The 15,255-nt window shown below is 68.7% G+C and carries 14 protein-coding genes; 10 read left to right on the forward strand and 4 right to left on the reverse strand.

Going from position 1 to position 15,255, the window contains the following annotated elements:
• Positions 1 to 2 precede the first annotated feature (2 nt).
• Positions 3 to 1,532: a uracil-xanthine permease family protein gene (locus NO887_RS00995; protein WP_256416647.1), complete on the reverse strand. Its 1,530-nt coding sequence runs from the start codon at positions 1,530 to 1,532 to the stop codon at positions 3 to 5.
• 163 nt (positions 1,533 to 1,695) lie between these two features.
• Here NO887_RS00995 and sppA point away from each other — a divergent pair, with 163 nt between their 5' ends.
• The 3 genes from sppA (at position 1,696) to NO887_RS01010 (ending at position 4,726) form a co-directional block, all read left to right on the forward strand.
• The gene (sppA, locus tag NO887_RS01000; RefSeq protein ID WP_256416648.1) at positions 1,696 to 2,631 is read left to right on the forward strand and encodes a signal peptide peptidase SppA; all 936 of its coding nucleotides are present in this window, start codon (positions 1,696 to 1,698) and stop codon (positions 2,629 to 2,631) included.
• A 62-nt stretch (positions 2,632 to 2,693) separates the two neighbouring features.
• Positions 2,694 to 3,818 (forward strand): DUF373 family protein, encoded by a 1,125-nt coding sequence (locus NO887_RS01005; RefSeq protein ID WP_256416649.1) that lies wholly within the window; start codon positions 2,694 to 2,696, stop codon positions 3,816 to 3,818.
• 83 nt (positions 3,819 to 3,901) lie between these two features.
• Positions 3,902 to 4,726 carry a shikimate dehydrogenase gene (locus NO887_RS01010; RefSeq protein WP_256417010.1) on the forward strand — a complete coding sequence of 275 codons (825 nt, stop codon included), beginning with the start codon at positions 3,902 to 3,904 and terminating at the stop codon, positions 4,724 to 4,726.
• A 292-nt stretch (positions 4,727 to 5,018) separates the two neighbouring features.
• On the opposite strand, the gene NO887_RS01015 is transcribed toward NO887_RS01010, so the two are convergent.
• Positions 5,019 to 5,477 carry a transporter gene (locus tag NO887_RS01015; protein ID WP_256416650.1) on the reverse strand — a complete coding sequence of 153 codons (459 nt, stop codon included), beginning with the start codon at positions 5,475 to 5,477 and terminating at the stop codon, positions 5,019 to 5,021.
• 123 nt (positions 5,478 to 5,600) lie between these two features.
• Between NO887_RS01015 and NO887_RS01020 the strand changes: the two genes are divergently transcribed.
• From NO887_RS01020 to NO887_RS01045, 6 genes are all read left to right on the forward strand, one after another.
• Positions 5,601 to 6,119 carry a helix-hairpin-helix domain-containing protein gene (locus NO887_RS01020; protein ID WP_256416651.1) on the forward strand — a complete coding sequence of 173 codons (519 nt, stop codon included), beginning with the start codon at positions 5,601 to 5,603 and terminating at the stop codon, positions 6,117 to 6,119.
• A gap of 74 nt (positions 6,120 to 6,193) precedes the next feature.
• A complete protein-coding gene (locus NO887_RS01025; protein WP_256416652.1) occupies positions 6,194 to 7,879 on the forward strand; it encodes an anthranilate synthase component I family protein in 1,686 nt (561 codons plus the stop codon).
• Positions 7,876 to 8,496, forward strand: coding sequence for an anthranilate synthase component II (locus tag NO887_RS01030; protein ID WP_256416653.1), 621 nt, complete (start codon positions 7,876 to 7,878; stop codon positions 8,494 to 8,496). Before NO887_RS01025 ends, NO887_RS01030 begins: the two co-directional genes overlap by 4 nt.
• A complete protein-coding gene (locus NO887_RS01035) occupies positions 8,489 to 9,439 on the forward strand; it encodes an aminotransferase class IV (RefSeq protein WP_256416654.1) in 951 nt (316 codons plus the stop codon). Before NO887_RS01030 ends, NO887_RS01035 begins: the two co-directional genes overlap by 8 nt.
• Before the next feature lie 332 nt (positions 9,440 to 9,771).
• On the forward strand, positions 9,772 to 10,242 hold the full coding sequence (locus tag NO887_RS01040) for a Rieske (2Fe-2S) protein (RefSeq protein WP_256416655.1): 471 nt from the start codon (positions 9,772 to 9,774) through the stop codon (positions 10,240 to 10,242).
• Between the two features lie 159 nt (positions 10,243 to 10,401).
• Positions 10,402 to 11,598 (forward strand): S24/S26 family peptidase, encoded by a 1,197-nt coding sequence (locus NO887_RS01045; protein ID WP_256416656.1) that lies wholly within the window; start codon positions 10,402 to 10,404, stop codon positions 11,596 to 11,598.
• Positions 11,599 to 11,627: 29 nt separating this feature from the next.
• Here NO887_RS01045 and NO887_RS01050 read toward each other — a convergent pair whose 3' ends face one another.
• Both NO887_RS01050 and NO887_RS01055 read right to left on the reverse strand, forming a co-directional pair.
• Positions 11,628 to 12,593 (reverse strand): response regulator transcription factor, encoded by a 966-nt coding sequence (locus NO887_RS01050; RefSeq protein ID WP_256416657.1) that lies wholly within the window; start codon positions 12,591 to 12,593, stop codon positions 11,628 to 11,630.
• A gap of 151 nt (positions 12,594 to 12,744) precedes the next feature.
• Positions 12,745 to 13,431 carry a TetR/AcrR family transcriptional regulator gene (locus tag NO887_RS01055; RefSeq protein WP_256416658.1) on the reverse strand — a complete coding sequence of 229 codons (687 nt, stop codon included), beginning with the start codon at positions 13,429 to 13,431 and terminating at the stop codon, positions 12,745 to 12,747.
• Positions 13,432 to 13,632: 201 nt separating this feature from the next.
• Between NO887_RS01055 and NO887_RS01060 the strand changes: the two genes are divergently transcribed.
• Positions 13,633 to 15,252 carry a COG1361 S-layer family protein gene (locus tag NO887_RS01060; RefSeq protein WP_256416659.1) on the forward strand — a complete coding sequence of 540 codons (1,620 nt, stop codon included), beginning with the start codon at positions 13,633 to 13,635 and terminating at the stop codon, positions 15,250 to 15,252.
• Positions 15,253 to 15,255: the final 3 nt, after the last annotated feature.

Consider the following 15,255-nt stretch of genomic DNA (forward strand, 5'->3'; position numbering starts at 1 on the left):
GATCAGTCGGAGTGGGTCGGTTCCTCGTCGGAGACGAAACGGTCGTACGCGGAGGTGAACTCCTCATCCCCTTCGGCTCCCTCTTGCCACGCAGTGAGACCGCGTTCCGCGGCCGTCCCTGCGATCGAATTGTCGAGGAAGAAGCCGACGATCCCCCCGACCGCCATGCCCGTCGATCCGATGACGAAGATGGTGGTAGCGACGATGTCAGCACCGAGGAGAGGACCGATCAACGCGCTGTCGGCCAGCCCCTGCTGGAAGGCGTTCGCGCTCCCGACGCTCCGCATGTACTCCGGGACGGCCATTCCGGAAAATAGCGAGATACCGATGATGAAGATGTTTCGCGACGAGTCGAGGTCGACGTACCTGAGGTTCGAGATCCCGACCCCGACTATCTGACCGAACATCGCAATGTAGAGGCCGCCGATGATCGGGCTCGGAATGGTAGCGACGAGCTGGCCGAAGTAGCCGACAAACCCGGCCAGAATCATGAGCACGGCACCGATCTGGACGACGTAGCGCGAAGCCACGCCGGTGAGTCCGATAGCGCCGACGTTTTCCGAGTACGAGGTTGAACCGCCGGTGCCCATCAATCCGGAGAAGACGTTCATGACGCCCTCCATGCCGATGCCGTGGTTCATCCGTTCGCTGCTGGGGGCACCCATACCGGAGAGGCGAGCGACGGCGTGGTAATCGCCGATGGACTCGACGATGGAGGCAGCGACACCGGCGAGCATCCCGATGACGAACGCGGGTGTCACGCTCGGGACGCCCCACTGAAGCGGATAGATGGGATGGACTGGTTCGGCCGCGACGACACTCGCCAGATCGATGTAGCCGGGTGCGTCCGGTCCGACGATACCGAGGACCGACGCGGCCGCGGCGATCACCCACGCGACGACGATACCGAGTAGGACCGGGAACAGCTGGAAGATCGCGGACTTCCCTCCGAGGTACTGTGAGAACAGGACGATGGCGACCAGCGTGAGACCAACGAGCCACCAGTTCTGATCAGCCGTAACGATGTCCGATGAGTTGAACAGCGACAGACCGATGAGCACGATGACCGGTACGATGACGACCGGTGAGAGGTAGCGTCGCAATCTTCCGACGAGTCCGAGGTACCCGATCGCAATCTCGGCGAGCGCGGCGACGACGATCGCGCCTTGGAGTTGAAGCAGCGCTGCCCGCCAGGCGACGATCCCCTCCGGAGGATTCGCCGTCACGACGCCGATGACCGCCAGCGCGGGCGCGAGCATCGAGAACGGGGCACCCTGAACGATCGGGTAGCGGTTGCCGAACGTCGTCTGTGCGAGCGTCGCGATACCCGAGACGACGAAGAACGTGCCGACGAACCGCGGAATGACTTCCTCGGGCATCCCCATCGCGCCGGCGAGAAGGAGTGGGACGGCGATGTTCGCGCCCACCATGGTGAGGTAGTGTTGGGCCCCCAAGAGGATCGATTTCCCCAGCGGCGGTTTGTCGTCGATACCGTACTGAACGAACGTATTTTCGTCTTCGTCCTCTACCATCCCTGTGACTGCCAACACCGCAGGGCTACAAAAATTCGGTCTTTGACGAGCGGTAGACGGCGGAGTCAACCGGACCGTTCTAGATTCGCGGTCTGGTCTCAGATGACGCGCGGGAGAGAGTGGGCGACAGCATATATAAACGGCCGCACGTCCAACCGGGAGCATGGAACACGATCCTCGCTCGAACGGGACGGATCTTCTCGCGGCCGCCGCGGTGGGCGCGACGGCGGCGGTGGCCGGCACGCGAATTCTCGCCCGGCTCACACGAGGGCGGTTCGGCGACGCGGGAGAGTACAACGTCGCGAAGGTGTCGGTGTCCGGGCCCATCACCCGCGACACCGGCCGCCCGTCGCCGTTGTCGGGGCCGGGCGGGGCGACCGCGGACGACGTGGTCGAGCAGATCGAGTCCGCCGACGATGACGAGAACGTGGAGGCACTCGTCGTCGAACTCAACACGCCCGGCGGGGAGGTGCTCCCGAGCGACGACATCCGACGTGCGGCGGCGGCGTTCGACGGACCGACGATCGCGTACGCGACCGATCTGTGCGCCTCCGGCGGCTACTGGATCGCGAGCGGCTGCGACGAGCTGTGGGCGCGCGACGCGAGCCTCGTCGGGTCGATCGGCGTGGTCGGGTCGCGACCGAACGCGGCCGGGCTGGCGGACAAGCTCGGAATCTCCTACGAGCAGTTCACCGCGGGCGAGTACAAGGACGCCGGAGTGCCGCTCAGAGAGATCGAAGACGACGAGCGCGAATACCTCCAAGGGATCATCGACGGGTACTACGAGCAGTTCGTCGAGACCGTGAGCGAGGGTCGCGACATGGATCCGGACGCCGTGCGGGAGACGGAGGCACGCGTCTACCTCGGCAGCGACGCCGCGGAGATCGGCCTCATCGACGAACTGGGTACCGAAGACGACGTGGAGACGCGGGTCGAGTCGCTAATCGGCGCTGCGCCCGAGATACGCGAGTTCGAGCCGGACCGGGGGATCGCGGAGCGGCTCGGTCTGGGCGCGGAACGGGTCGCGTTCGCCGCGGGCAGCGGCGTCGCGAGCGTGTTCACGGACGAGGGCGGGGACGTGGACGTGGAACTGCGGTAGGAAATCTCGGTCATGTCCCGGCGACGGGGAGCTTTTTATCCGGGCGGACAGAGTGTCGAGACGTGACGACGCTGGTCATCTGCATCGATCGCTCGGGGGCGATCGGCCGGGCCACGAACGTCCCCATGCCCGTTGCCGGCTGGGAGGCCGTCCGGTCGCTCGTCACCGACGCCGGGCTCAGCGATCCGGAAGACGCCAGCGTCAACTGTCTGCTCGAATCGCTGCGGGTCGCTCGCGACCTACGCGACGAGCGAGAGGAGTCGGTCGTCGCGGTCGTCTCCGCCGAGAGCGACAGCGCCGTCGGGGCGGACCGCTCTATCGCCGCGCAGCTCGACGACCTCGTGGACCGATACGACCCGCGTGCGGCGATCGTCGTCGTCGACTCCGCGGAAGACGAGCGCGTGCTCCCGATCGTCGAGTCTCGGATGCCCGTCGACTCGGTCGACCGCGTCGTCGTGCGGCAGGCCCGCGACATCGAATCGACGTACTACCTGCTCAAGCAGTTCCTCGCCGACGAACAGCTCCGGTCGACCGTGCTCGTCCCCTTCGGCGTCGCGCTGCTGCTGCTGCCGGCGCTGTTCTACTGGTTCTCGGCTGGCGAGGCAGTCGCGGGCGTCGCCGGGCTGCTCGGTGCCGCGCTGCTATACAAGGGTCTCGCGATCGACAGGGTCGTCGCCGGCGCGCCGGAGCGGGTCCGCGAGGCGCTGTACGCCGGACAGGTGTCGGTCGTGACGTACGTCGTCGCCGCCGGGCTCGCGCTCGTCGGCGGGTTCTTCGGCGTGCTGTCGGCCTCAGATATCGGTCCGGCGGAGCCCGCGATCGTTCGGGCGATGGAGTTCGCGTTCGCCGCGGTCCCCTGGGTCGCGGTCGCGGGCGTAACGGCTGCGGTCGGCCGCCTGCTCGACGAGCTGATCCGCGACGAGGGGATCCGCACGCAGTACCTCAACCTCCCGTTCGTCATCGTCGCCGTCGGGCTCGTCGTCCGCGGGTTCGCGGGGTACTTCCTCGCACAGGAGGCGATACTCGACCCCTTCGAGACGGCGTGGTTCGTCGTGACACCGGTGCAGCGGCTCGCCGCGTTCATCGTCGTCGGGATCGTGGTCTCGCTCGTCGGCGTCAAGGTCGCGAGCGACGTGGGGACGGAGACGCTCGAAGAGGTCATCGACGCGGACCGAGACGGAGAGTGACGCGGCCGGGCTCGCGCGACGCGTCCGAAATTCATGTGACCGCGACCGCGCTCCTTTTGTCGCTCGCGGTCGCGTGGGGTCGCATGGACGTATATGGACTGATCGGGAACCCGGTCGGCCACTCGCTGTCGCCACCGCTACACGAGGCGGGCTACGAGGCGCTCGACCTCGACGCGCGCTACGTGACGTTCGAACCGGACGCAGACGCCGCGGCGGCGGCGATCACCGGCGCGGCCGATCTCGGGGTTGCTGGGCTCAACGTGACCATCCCGTTCAAGCGCGACGTCGCCGATGCGGTCGACGCGGACCCGCTCGCCGAGCGGATCGGGGCGGTCAACACGGTCGATTTTGCACCGGTTCGCGAGGGCGACGCCGACCGTCCCCGCGGATACAACACCGACGCTGCCGGCGTGACGCGCGCGTTCGCGCACCACGACGTGTCGCTCGACGGCGCGGCCGCGGTCGTCGTCGGAGCCGGCGGGGCGGGGCGGGCCGCGGCGTTCGCGCTGGCCGACGCGGGCGCGATCGTCCACGTCGCGAACCGGACCGCGGAGCGCGCAGAATCGCTTTCAGCGGCGGTCGATGGCGCGACCGGCGGCGGGCTCGACGACCTCGGCGAGCGGATCGCGGCGGCGGACGTGCTCGTCAACGCGACGAGCGTCGGGATGGAGGCTCCGGACGAGACGCCGGTCCCGGCCGAGCACCTCCACGGCGACCTCGCCGTCCTCGACGCGGTGTACGCGCCGATCGAGACACGGCTGCTCCGCGAGGCGGCCGAGGCAGGCGCGACGACGATCGACGGCGCGTGGATGCTGCTGTTCCAGGGCGTCGAGGCGTTCGAACGCTGGACCGGTGTGGACGCGCCGGTCGAACCGATGAACGCGGCGCTGCGGGCCGAACTGGAGTGAATGATCGGGAACGAATGGGGCGGTGGCGCGCCTGCGAGCGGCCGATAGGCCGCGAGCCAGCCCGCGAGGGACGCCGCGAGCGGTGCGAGGTGTGAGCGAAGCGAACACCTCGAATGCGAGCGGCGAGGCTGGGGAGGCGTGAGGTGCGGTCGCGGTGCGGTGCGGGAATCAAAGGGGCTGGGGCTTCGGAGGTGTTCGTATCGATCGACTACCAGCCGGTTATCAGAGAATCCAGAGGAGTCGGCGAGCAGAACTGGAGCACGGAGCGATCCGACGAACCTCCCGACGACGACTAGGCGAACCCGGGCGTCGCCAGCAGTCCGGCGGTGACGAGGAGGAGGACGGAGAGGCCGGCGGCACCGTAGAAGAACGGTTTTGCGTCGCGGGCGGGTTCGCGGAGCTTGCCCGTGTCGACGCCGGAGAGGAGCTTTCCGCTCGCGACTTCGACGAGGCCGGTGATAACGAACCACAGGACCAGCATCGTCAACACGAGGTGACCGCGACCGCTGCCCGTGAGCGATTCGACCGTGTACAGCGTGCCGGCCATGTGGCCGCCGGTGGCGAGAAACGCCACCGCGGCGAACCGGGTGATCCACCTGAGTCGTCCGACGATGCCGGCGAGCGCGTCGCCGCCGATGTCGCCGCGGAGCGCCGACGGGAGCACGGCGAGCGACACGAACAACACGCTGCCGGTCCACAGGACCGCGAAGCCGACGTGGACCGACCACATGACGGGATTGAGCGCCTCCATACCCGTCGAACGCACCGTACGCACTTATATATCGGCGAGACCGGATCGACGGGGCGGGTTTCCGACGCCGACCCGGTCTCACGTCGAGTGCTTTTAACTGCGTCACGGTCGTACCCCCGCTCGATGGCCCTACTCCAGAAGATCAAGGAGGCGCTCGGGTTCGGGAGCGCCCCCGCCGAGCGCGACGAGGCGGACGCCGAAGTGACGGTCGAACACGAGCCGGACGCGGACAGCACCGACGCGGCGTCGGACTCGAATGACGGCGACGTGGAGCCGAACTCGGCCGGCGCGAGCGACGGCACGGAGTCGGACGGAGAGCCGGTCGCGACCGACACCGACGCCGCCGCCTCGACCGAGTCGCTGGTCGACGAGGACGGCGCGGCCGCCGATCCGGACGAGGCGGCGGAGCCGGCCGAGGCCGCGGACGGAGCCGACGAGGAGACCGCGGTCGACGACGACGACGCCGGTTCAGGTGTGGAGAACATTACTGGGATCGGCCCAGCGTACGCCGAACGACTGGCGGAGATCGGCATCGAAACCATCGACGAACTCGCGGCCGCGGACGCCGCGGACATCGCCGAACGGACGAGCGTCGGCGAGACGCGCGCCGCGACGTGGATCGAGCGGGCAAGCGAGTTCTGACCCCCCACTCATACTGAGTCGGCACCGATCGGCGGGACCACAACTGTTTCCTCTCCGCCCCCGAACCGTGTCCCATGCAGCGATCGGTGCGGACCGACCGGGACCGCTTTCGCGCCGTCGCCGCCGGAGCGCCCGCCGGCGCTCGGGTTCCGGTCGAGTGCCGCGTCACCGTCTCGGATCCGTTCGCGGCGTACCGACGCGCCCGCGACGGGCCGGGCGGCTTCTTCTATGAAACGACCGGCGGCCAGTCCGGCTGGGGCTACTTCGGCGTCGATCCGGTCGAGCGGCTCACCGTCTCGGCCAAAGCGGTCGTCGCGAATGCGTCCCCGACCGGCGACTACCGCCGGCCGTCGCCGACGCTCGCGGCCCTCGACGGGCTCGTCGACGGGGAGTCGCTCGCTCGCGGGGACTGCGAGGTACCCTACCCCTGCGGCGCGTTCGGGTGGCTCTCCTACGATGTCGCGCGCGAACTGGAGTCGTTTCCGGCGTCGCCGCCCGACGGCCCGGGCGCGGTCGACGACCGCGGGCTCCCGCGGCTCCAAGTGGGCGTCTTCGACCGCGTGGCGGCGTGGGAGTGTCCAGTCGATGAATGGAAGGGTCCGACGGGTGACGGCGAGTCGGGCGTCACCCTTCGCGTGACGGCGTGCCCGCGGACGCCGGTCGGGCTCGACGACGCCGAGGCCGACCGAGACGCGCTCGATGACCTGTTCGACGCGGCGACGGCCCGGGCCACTGACCTGATCGACCGGATCGCCTCCGGCGACGCGGCGGTCGGGTCGGCACCCGCTCCGAACGCGACGACGGCGACGTTCGAGAGCGACACGGGCCGGGAGGGGTACGCCGACGCGGTTCGGCGGGTGAAGGCGGCGATCCGCGAGGGCGACACGTTTCAGGCCAACGTCTCACAGCGGCTCCGCGCGCCGGCGGCGGTGCACCCGGTCGACGCCTACGACGCCCTGCGGCGGGTGAATCCGGCCCCGTACTCGGGGGTGATCGAGTTCGCGGGCGTCGAGCGCGGCGACGCGCGACGCGGCGTCGACCTCGTGAGCGCGAGCCCCGAACTGTTGCTGGAGCGGGTCCCGCACGAAGACGGCAACGGCGAAAGCGGTGACGCTGACAGCGGAACCGATGACGGCGGGAGCGGGGTTCGGCTGCGCACGGAACCCATCGCTGGGACCCGACCGCGCGGGGAGACGGAGGAGGCGGACGCGGCGCTGGAGACGGAACTGACCGGCGACGCCAAAGAGCGGGCCGAACACGCCATGCTCGTGGATCTAGAGCGCAACGACCTCGGCAAGGTCTCGCGGTTCGGCACGGTCGACGTGACCGAGTATCGCCGCGTCGACCGATACAGCGAGGTGATGCACCTCGTGAGCCTAGTCGAGGGGGAGGCGCGGTCGGACGTGGGGCTCGCCGACGCGATCGCGGCGTGTTTTCCCGGCGGGACGATCACCGGTGCGCCGAAGCCGAAGACGATGGCGATCATCGACGAGCTGGAACGGACCCGGCGCGGCCCCTACACGGGGTCGATGCTCGCGGCGGGGTTCGACGGCCGCACCACCCTGAACATCGTGATACGGACGCTGGTCCGGCACGCGGAGGAGTACCACCTGCGGGTCGGGGCGGGGATCGTCCACGACTCCGAACCGGACGCCGAGTACGACGAGACCCTCGCGAAGGCGCGCGCGCTCGTGACGGCGATGGACGAGGCGCTCGCGGCCGGCGAGATGACCGTCGATCGACCGGAGGCGGACGGATGACTGACGCGGGCTGGCAGACCGGCGTCGGCGACCGTGACGCGCGGATCCTCGTGGTCGACAACTACGACTCGTTCGCGTACAACCTCGTCCAGTACGTGGGTGAGGTCGCCGGCGCGGTGACGGTGCGGCGGAACGACGCGATCGATCTCGCGGGGATCCGGCGGCTCGACCCCGACGGCGTCGTCGTCTCGCCCGGTCCGGGGACGCCGACCGACGCCGGCGTCTCGACGGCCGTCTTCGATCTGGACCGCCCCGTCTTCGGCGTCTGTCTGGGTCACCAGGCGATGTGCGCGAGAGGCGGAAGCTGGGTCAGTCACGCGCCCGAGGTCGTCCACGGGAAACCCTCGACGATCACCCATGACGGTTCGGGCGTGTTCGCCGGACTCCCCGATCGGCTCCGAGTCGGGCGATACCACTCGCTGTGCGTCAGGCGCGAGGACCTCTCCGACGAACTCGTCGAGACCGCTCGCACCGAGGACGAGCGGTCGGTCGTGATGGGCGTGCGTCACCGCGAGAAGCCACACGTCGGCGTGCAGTTCCATCCCGAGAGCATCCTGACGCCACGGGGCAAGGCGATGGTCCGGAACTTCGCAGAGGTGTGTGCGGACCGTGCCTGACGAGTTGCAGTACCACGTGGACGGCGACCTCGTCCCGGCCGACGAGGCGACCGTCTCGGTCGAAGATCGCGGATTCGCGTACGGCGACGCCGCCTTCGAAACGCTGCGCGCCTACGGCGGCGAGGTGTTCCGCTGGGACGCGCACGCGGATCGGCTCGCGGACGCCTGCGAGACGATCGGGCTCGATCACGGCCTCGCGGCGGCAGACCTGAAGGCACGGATCGACGAGACGCTCGCGGCGAACGACCTCGCGGACGCGTACGTGAAGTGCTCGATCACGAGAGGGGTCCAGCCCGGGACGCTCGACCCGAAACCCGACGTGGACCCGACCGTCGTCGTGATCGCGAAACCGCTCCCGCGGGGTGGGCTCGGTGCGGAGGGCGGCGACTCGGGGGACGGCGACTCGGGAGACGGCGGTTGGGCGGCCGTCTACGACGGTCCGGCGGCGATCCAGACGACGAAGACGCGCAAGCCGTCACCGCGCGCGCTCCCGGCCGACGCGAAGACGCACAACTACCTGAACGGGATCTTGGCCCGACTTGAACTCCGTGTGACTGGCGCGGACGAAGCGCTCATGCTCGACCCCGAGGGGAACGTCGCGGAGGGGGCGACCTCGAACCTCTTCTTCTCGGACGGCACCGCCCTCAAGACGCCCTCGCTCGACGGCCCGATCCTTCCCGGAATCACGCGAGCGACCGTGATCGAGATCGCGGAGGGAGAGGGGATCCCCGTCGAGGAAGGGACGTACGCGCCCGACGAGGTTCGAGAGGCGAACGAGGTGTTCCTCACGAACTCGACGTGGGAGGTTCGGCCCGTTGCGACCGTCGACGGGCTGTCGGCCGGCGGCGACGGAGACGGGACCGCGGGGCCGCTCACAACTCTCATCTCGCGGCTGTTCGACCGGCGGATCGAGGAGACGCACTACGACGGCGCGCGGCTGTGAGGGCGTCAACTGCCTCGGGGTCAAGCCCCGGGGCATCTGCCTTATCGATCCGTGAATCGCGCGGAAGACAATCTACTGCGGTGGCGCGTGCCGGCGAGCGTCCGACGGGCGCGAGTCGCATGCGCGAGGGAGTCGGTCGCCGGAGCGCAGCGGAGGCGACCGACGAGGCTGGGGAGGCGTGAGGTGCTGTGCGGTGCGGGACGGGACTCGAAGGAGCGGCCAAGGCTTCGGCGGCCCCAGTCAACGTTTCCTTCTCTCACCTCGACCAGAAACGAACGGCCCCACCTCCGAGCGACCACAGCGTTCAAACCCGCCGGCGGCGACGGCTCGGTATGGACGCGGATCGCCGGATTGTGGCCGTCGAGGAGGTTCCGGAGGAGAGCACGCTGCTCGTGACGCTTCGACCTGTCGACGCCGACGCGGTCGACGACGGCGAGGGCGACGTGGGCGAGTCCGACGACGGCCGGCCGGAGGCCGAGGCGATTCTCACGCGGGCGGCCGGCAAGGTGACGGCGTTTCGCAACTACTGTCAACACTGGACCGACGTGCGCCTCGACAAGGACGACGGCGCGTTCGTCCGCAACGGGGAGGTGTTCTGTCAGAAACACGGCGCGACGTTCGAGGCGGATTCCGGCTACTGCAATTTCGGCCCCTGTGAGGGCGCGGTCCTCGAAACGGTAGACGTGAGCGTCGACGGCGACGCGGTGTATCTCGCGGACGACGCCTACGAGTTCGTTCGGCTCGGCTCCGCAAAGCGCGACAGCGACGCCGGCGACTCGCGGATCGATTTTACGGGGAACTGACCGCCGCCCTGAAGCTCTCTCGCCTCGAACGTCAGTGAACATCGCAGCGTCCGCAACGTCGCAGCGAAGATGGCTGCGTGAGCGTCGACGACGGCCCGTGCGTCGCCGAACGGCATTTATCCGGGGCTGGCGTACGTCGTGCCGTAACGGGCCCTCACGATGAACCTCAGATCGCTTGCCGGCTCCGGCGCGACCGCCCTCCTTGTCGCCCTCGTCGTCGTCATGCTGATCGGCCAACAGCTGGGTCAGCCGATCCTCCTCGGGTTCGTGCTCACCGGGAGCATGAACGGCGAGCCGGCCAACATGGCACCCGGCGACGGGTTCGTCGCGGTGCCGCCGTCGATCGCCGGCGACGTGGGCGAGGGGGACGTGGTGACGTTCGAGGCGAGAGAGCTTCAGGGCGGCGGGCTGACCACCCACCGTATCGTCGGCGAGACCGACGAGGGGTACGTCACGCGCGGCGACGCGAACCCGTTCACCGATCAGGACGGCCCGGAGCCGCCGGTTCAGGAGTCGCAGATAGTGTCCGTCGCGCTGCAGTTCGACGGCGAGGTGGTGGTGATCCCGAAGATCGGTCTCCTCGTCTTGGGGATGCAGGAGGCGTTCTCGGTCGCCGTGTCGGCCCTCAGCGGGGTTCCGGGGCTCGGCGGGCTGGCGGACGGCGACGTGGGCACGTCGATGGTCGGCGTCGGGCTGCTGCTTCTGGCCTACAGCATCGTCGCCGAGATAGTCGGCGTCGGGAAGAACGAGCGGTCGGATCGGCCCGATCGGTCCGAGCGGTCGCGCAGCCGCCGGAGCGAGACGAGCGCGGTCCTCGTGCTCGTCGTCATCCTCCTTCTTATTACCGTGCCGGCGACCGCGAGCATGGTCATTCCGTCGGGGACGAACGACATCACGATCGTGAGTTCAGAGACCCCGAGCAGCAATCCGACGGTCATCGAGCGGGGCGGATCGGTGGAGTACACATACAACTTCACGAATGACGGGTTTATTCCGCGGATCGCCCTCGTCGAGCCGGCGAGCACGGGCGTCGACGTGAGTGACTCCGCGCTGGTGGCGGCACGCGGCGAGACCGCTTCGGCGACCGTGACGATCCACGCGCCAAACGAGACCGGCGCGTACGTCAGGTCCGTCGGCGAGTGGCAGTACGTCCGGTTTCTCCCGGCGTCGGTGATACTCGCGCTCCACGCGATACACCCGTTCGTCGCGGTCGCGGCGATAGACGCCGTCATCGTCGTCGTCGTGACGGCCGTCTACGTCCTCGCCGTCGGGCTTGAGCCGTTCCGGTTCCGCGACCGCGACCGCGACATCGGGCTGGCCGACCGCGTCCGGCGACGGATTCGTAAGTGGCTGTGAACTCGGCCGCGAGAGTTCCTGTTTCCCGGTCACATCCCGGCGATCAGCCGGAGGTTCCAGCCCGTGAGCAACAGTCCGAGTCCGGTCGTCACGACCGGCGGCCAGTAGTACGAGTACCGGTCGCGGGCCCGGCCACCCTGCACGCTGACCGAGAGCAACACGAGAAAGACGAGGAGTTTCAACACGAGGAATCCGGGGACGCCGACGGTCGCGAGCAATCCACCGACGACTGGGTTACCCTCGATCAGTCCGGGTACGGCGGCGGTTGCGTACAGGGTCGAGACGATGTCGCCGACCCCGTAGGTGAGCGCGGCGACGAACCAGAGCGCGTAGAACTCGCGTGTGCGACTGCGGTAGAGGGGCGTCTCGGTGGTGTCCGACGCCCTCGCGGCATGGTTGCCATCCGCGTCGCCGTCGGCGGTTTCTGTGGTTTCTGTGGTCTCTGCGGTCGCATTTGTGCCGGTTTCCGCTCCGGCCGCGCGCGCCAGTAGCGTGTCGATCTGGCTGCGGCGGGCGGCGATCTCGCCGGTCAGCTCTTGGTACTGCTCGTCGTCGGTGGCGTCGCGATCGGGTCTGGCCTCGACGCGTCGCAGTCGGGTGACGAGCAAGAGATATCGCTCGACCGCCGCCTCGGCAGCGCCGTGATCGACGAGGCGGGCGACCGACTCTCGCAGTTCCTCGCGGTTGATCGGCCGGGGGACGTACTCGTTGACGTCGAGGCCGAGGACGGTCAGCCCGCTCGTGTCACCCGACAGCAGGCCGATCTGACAGCCGGCTCGGCGGGCGCGGATCCGGCCGATAGTCGCGGCGGGGTCCGGGTCCGCGAGCCCGGCGTCAAGCAGTACAACGTCGACCTCGTCGTCGAGCGCGTCGAGTCCGGACTCGACGTCTCCCGCGACGCGAACCGCGTACGCGTCGAGCCACGCCGCGTACTCGTCCGCCCGCTCGCGGTCGTCGTCGAGGAGGAGGATGGTGCCGCCGGGGGTGCGAGACATTCGCACTGTCACGTCGGACTCGCGGAGGGGTAAGGGTTAGTGTCTCCGTTGGAGCGGACGCGCGAGTATCGCACGCCGTGACGAGCGCGGCGACCCGGTCGATCCCGAAAGGCTCGTCGCCGGGACCAAGGCGGTCGACGCCGAATTCGGCTCACGAGTCCGCGAACAATCCCTCGACGACAGTATCGATCAGCGCATCCTCGACGTCGTCGTAGGCACCGGCCGGCACGACGGGCGTCTCGCGCGCCTGCGTGACGAAGAGCAGCGACCGCAGGAGCCCGCGGACGATCTCCGGGTCATCTATCCGGAAGTCGTCGCGGGCGACCCACTCGTCCGGCTGCGGCAACACGCGATCGAAGGCGAGTTCGTCGTCGGTTCCGGCGGTGTCACTTCCGGCGGTATCACTTCCGGCGCAACCGTTTCCGGTCACCGCGCCGCCTTCGGTTCCGGGCTCGTCGTCGTAGCTCGTGCCGTTCAGCTGCTCGTCGATCCGTCGGATCTCGCCGTCGACGAACAGCCGCCGGATCAGCGGGTTCGATCGTACCTGACCAAGCGTCGTCCGCAGGATCGTCTCGGCTTCCGCTCGCGGCGTCTCGACTGCGGCGACCTCGGCCTCCAGCGTCTTGAACAGCCGCTCCCGCTCCGCGATCAACACGGCGAGGTACAGCGCCTCCTTCGAGTCGAAGAACTGGTAGAACGTGCTCGTCCCGATCCCGGCTGCGTCAGTCACGTCGCTCACGCGCGTCCGGTCGAACCCGTGCCGCGCGAACAGATTGTGGCCCGCCTCGACCAGCTCTGCGCGGATTCGCTCGCGGTCCTCCTCGGAAAACCGGGTCACGGTACGACCCCGCACGCGAGCGGCTGACCCGGTTCGAACTTTCGGTCTCTCGGCTCCATACCGGCTATGCGATTCCACGAACGAAATATTTATTGATTCGTGAACCGAGCTTCGAGTGTGCAACGATTCAGTCTCCTGCTGGCAGATTGCCGCCCTCTCACCGTGTTCCAGACGATCGCAGCCGCGGCCGAGAGGTAGCGAATGCGAACTCGAACACTGTCCGTGCTTCTCGTGAGCGTCCTGCTCGTTACAAGCGGCGTCGGCGTCGGAGCCGTCGCCGCGGACTTGGCCGACACATCGGTCGGGAGTGCGACACCGGCACAGACCTCGAACGTCGGCGGCTCACCCGATCTCGACGTGTACGCGTCGAACCCGAACCTCGTCCCGGGGCAGACCAACACGGTCGAGTTGACGATCGCGAACGACGGGAACCTGCGGTTCGGCGATCCGTCGGCGGCTGAAACGGTTATGACCGCGCGTAACGTTCGCGTCGACGCCGAGGCGGGGGGCCCGCTCTCCGTCGAGTCCGGTGAAACCGCGATCGGCGGCGTGACGACGAACGCGCCGGGGGAGGTCCCGGTGAGCGTCAACGTCCCCGACGACATCGACGCCGGCACCTACACGCTCGACCTCGATCTCACTTACTCGTACATCTCCTCCGGCGACGACCGCACCGTCACCGTCTCTCGCGACGTCGAACTCCGCGTCCGCGACGACGCCCGCTTTCAAGTCGTAGACGTCGAGAGCGACGCGCAGATCGGCGACAGCGGCACCGTCGAGGCGACCATCGAGAACGTCGGCGCGGAGACGGCCCGCAACGCCGACGTGAGCTTCAGTACGCAGAGCAACAGCGTCACCGTGAGCGACGCCCAATCCGACACGGTTCGCGTGCCGGAACTCGATCCCGGCGAAACCACGACGGTCGCCTACGATGTCGGCGTCGCGTCGGGCCTCCCGGTCCAACAGTACACCCTCTCTGGCTCAGTGGCGTTCGACGACCCCGACGGAATCAGCCGCACCGACGACGGACTCTCGATCGGTGTCCTCCCGCTCGCGGAACAGGAATTCGCGCTCACCGACGTGGAGTCGCAGCTCCGGGTCGCCGAGGACGGCGACTTGGTCGGCACCGTGCGCAACGACGGGCCGGTGCCGGCCCGCAGCGTCGTGGTGCAGTACGCCGGCGACGACCAGAGCGTGATCCCGGCCGAGCGATCAACGGCCGTGGGAACGCTCGACCCCGACGAGTCCGCGAACTTCTCGCTGCCGATTGCGATCGGCGGCGAGGCCGAGGCCGGCCTGCGCTCGCTCGACATGGCGGTGCAGTACCGCAACGACGAGGGCGAGACGCGGGCGTTCGAAGACCTCGTCGTCGACGCCGAGGTCGCGCCCGAGCGCGACCGCTTCGACGTCGCGATCGAGAACCGCACCATCCAAGCCGGCGGGACGCGGACCGTCGACGTCGCGGTGACGAACAACCTCGAAGAGACCGCGGGCGACGTGGAGGCTCGCCTGTTTGCCGACGATCCGCTCGACACCGGCGACACCGACACGGGCTACGTCCAGTCGCTCGACCCCGGCGAGACCACGACGATGACCTTCGAGTTGACAACCACGGGCTCCGCGACAGCCGGGAGCACGTATCCCATCTCGCTCGACTTCCGCTACGACGACGCCGACGGCGACAGTCAACTGACGGACACCTACCGCGTTCCCATCGACGTGACCGAAAGCGAGGACGGCGGGCTGCCGCTGCCGGTCATCGTCGTCGCGCTCCTCGTCGTCGGGACGGGAGCGCTCGTCGTCTACCGGAGGCGGCAGTAGCCG

The organism is Halorubrum laminariae (assembly GCF_024494655.1).
Lineage (GTDB): Archaea > Halobacteriota > Halobacteria > Halobacteriales > Haloferacaceae > Halorubrum > Halorubrum laminariae.

Excerpts from the sequence above, each read along its gene's own strand:
- NO887_RS01050 (WP_256416657.1), bottom strand. The coding sequence starts at position 12,593 with ATGTCTCGCACCCCCGGCGGCACCATCCTCCTCCTCGACGACGACCGC.
- NO887_RS01010 (WP_256417010.1), top strand. The coding sequence starts at position 3,902 with ATGGACGTATATGGACTGATCGGGAACCCGGTCGGCCACTCGCTGTCG.
- NO887_RS01020 (WP_256416651.1), top strand. The coding sequence starts at position 5,601 with ATGGCCCTACTCCAGAAGATCAAGGAGGCGCTCGGGTTCGGGAGCGCC.
- NO887_RS01045 (WP_256416656.1), top strand. The coding sequence starts at position 10,402 with ATGAACCTCAGATCGCTTGCCGGCTCCGGCGCGACCGCCCTCCTTGTC.
- NO887_RS01030 (WP_256416653.1), top strand. The coding sequence starts at position 7,876 with ATGACTGACGCGGGCTGGCAGACCGGCGTCGGCGACCGTGACGCGCGG.
- NO887_RS01060 (WP_256416659.1), top strand. The coding sequence starts at position 13,633 with ATGCGAACTCGAACACTGTCCGTGCTTCTCGTGAGCGTCCTGCTCGTT.
- NO887_RS01015 (WP_256416650.1), bottom strand. The coding sequence starts at position 5,477 with ATGGAGGCGCTCAATCCCGTCATGTGGTCGGTCCACGTCGGCTTCGCG.
- NO887_RS01025 (WP_256416652.1), top strand. The coding sequence starts at position 6,194 with ATGCAGCGATCGGTGCGGACCGACCGGGACCGCTTTCGCGCCGTCGCC.
- NO887_RS00995 (WP_256416647.1), bottom strand. The coding sequence starts at position 1,532 with ATGGTAGAGGACGAAGACGAAAATACGTTCGTTCAGTACGGTATCGAC.
- sppA (WP_256416648.1), top strand. The coding sequence starts at position 1,696 with ATGGAACACGATCCTCGCTCGAACGGGACGGATCTTCTCGCGGCCGCC.
- NO887_RS01040 (WP_256416655.1), top strand. The coding sequence starts at position 9,772 with ATGGACGCGGATCGCCGGATTGTGGCCGTCGAGGAGGTTCCGGAGGAG.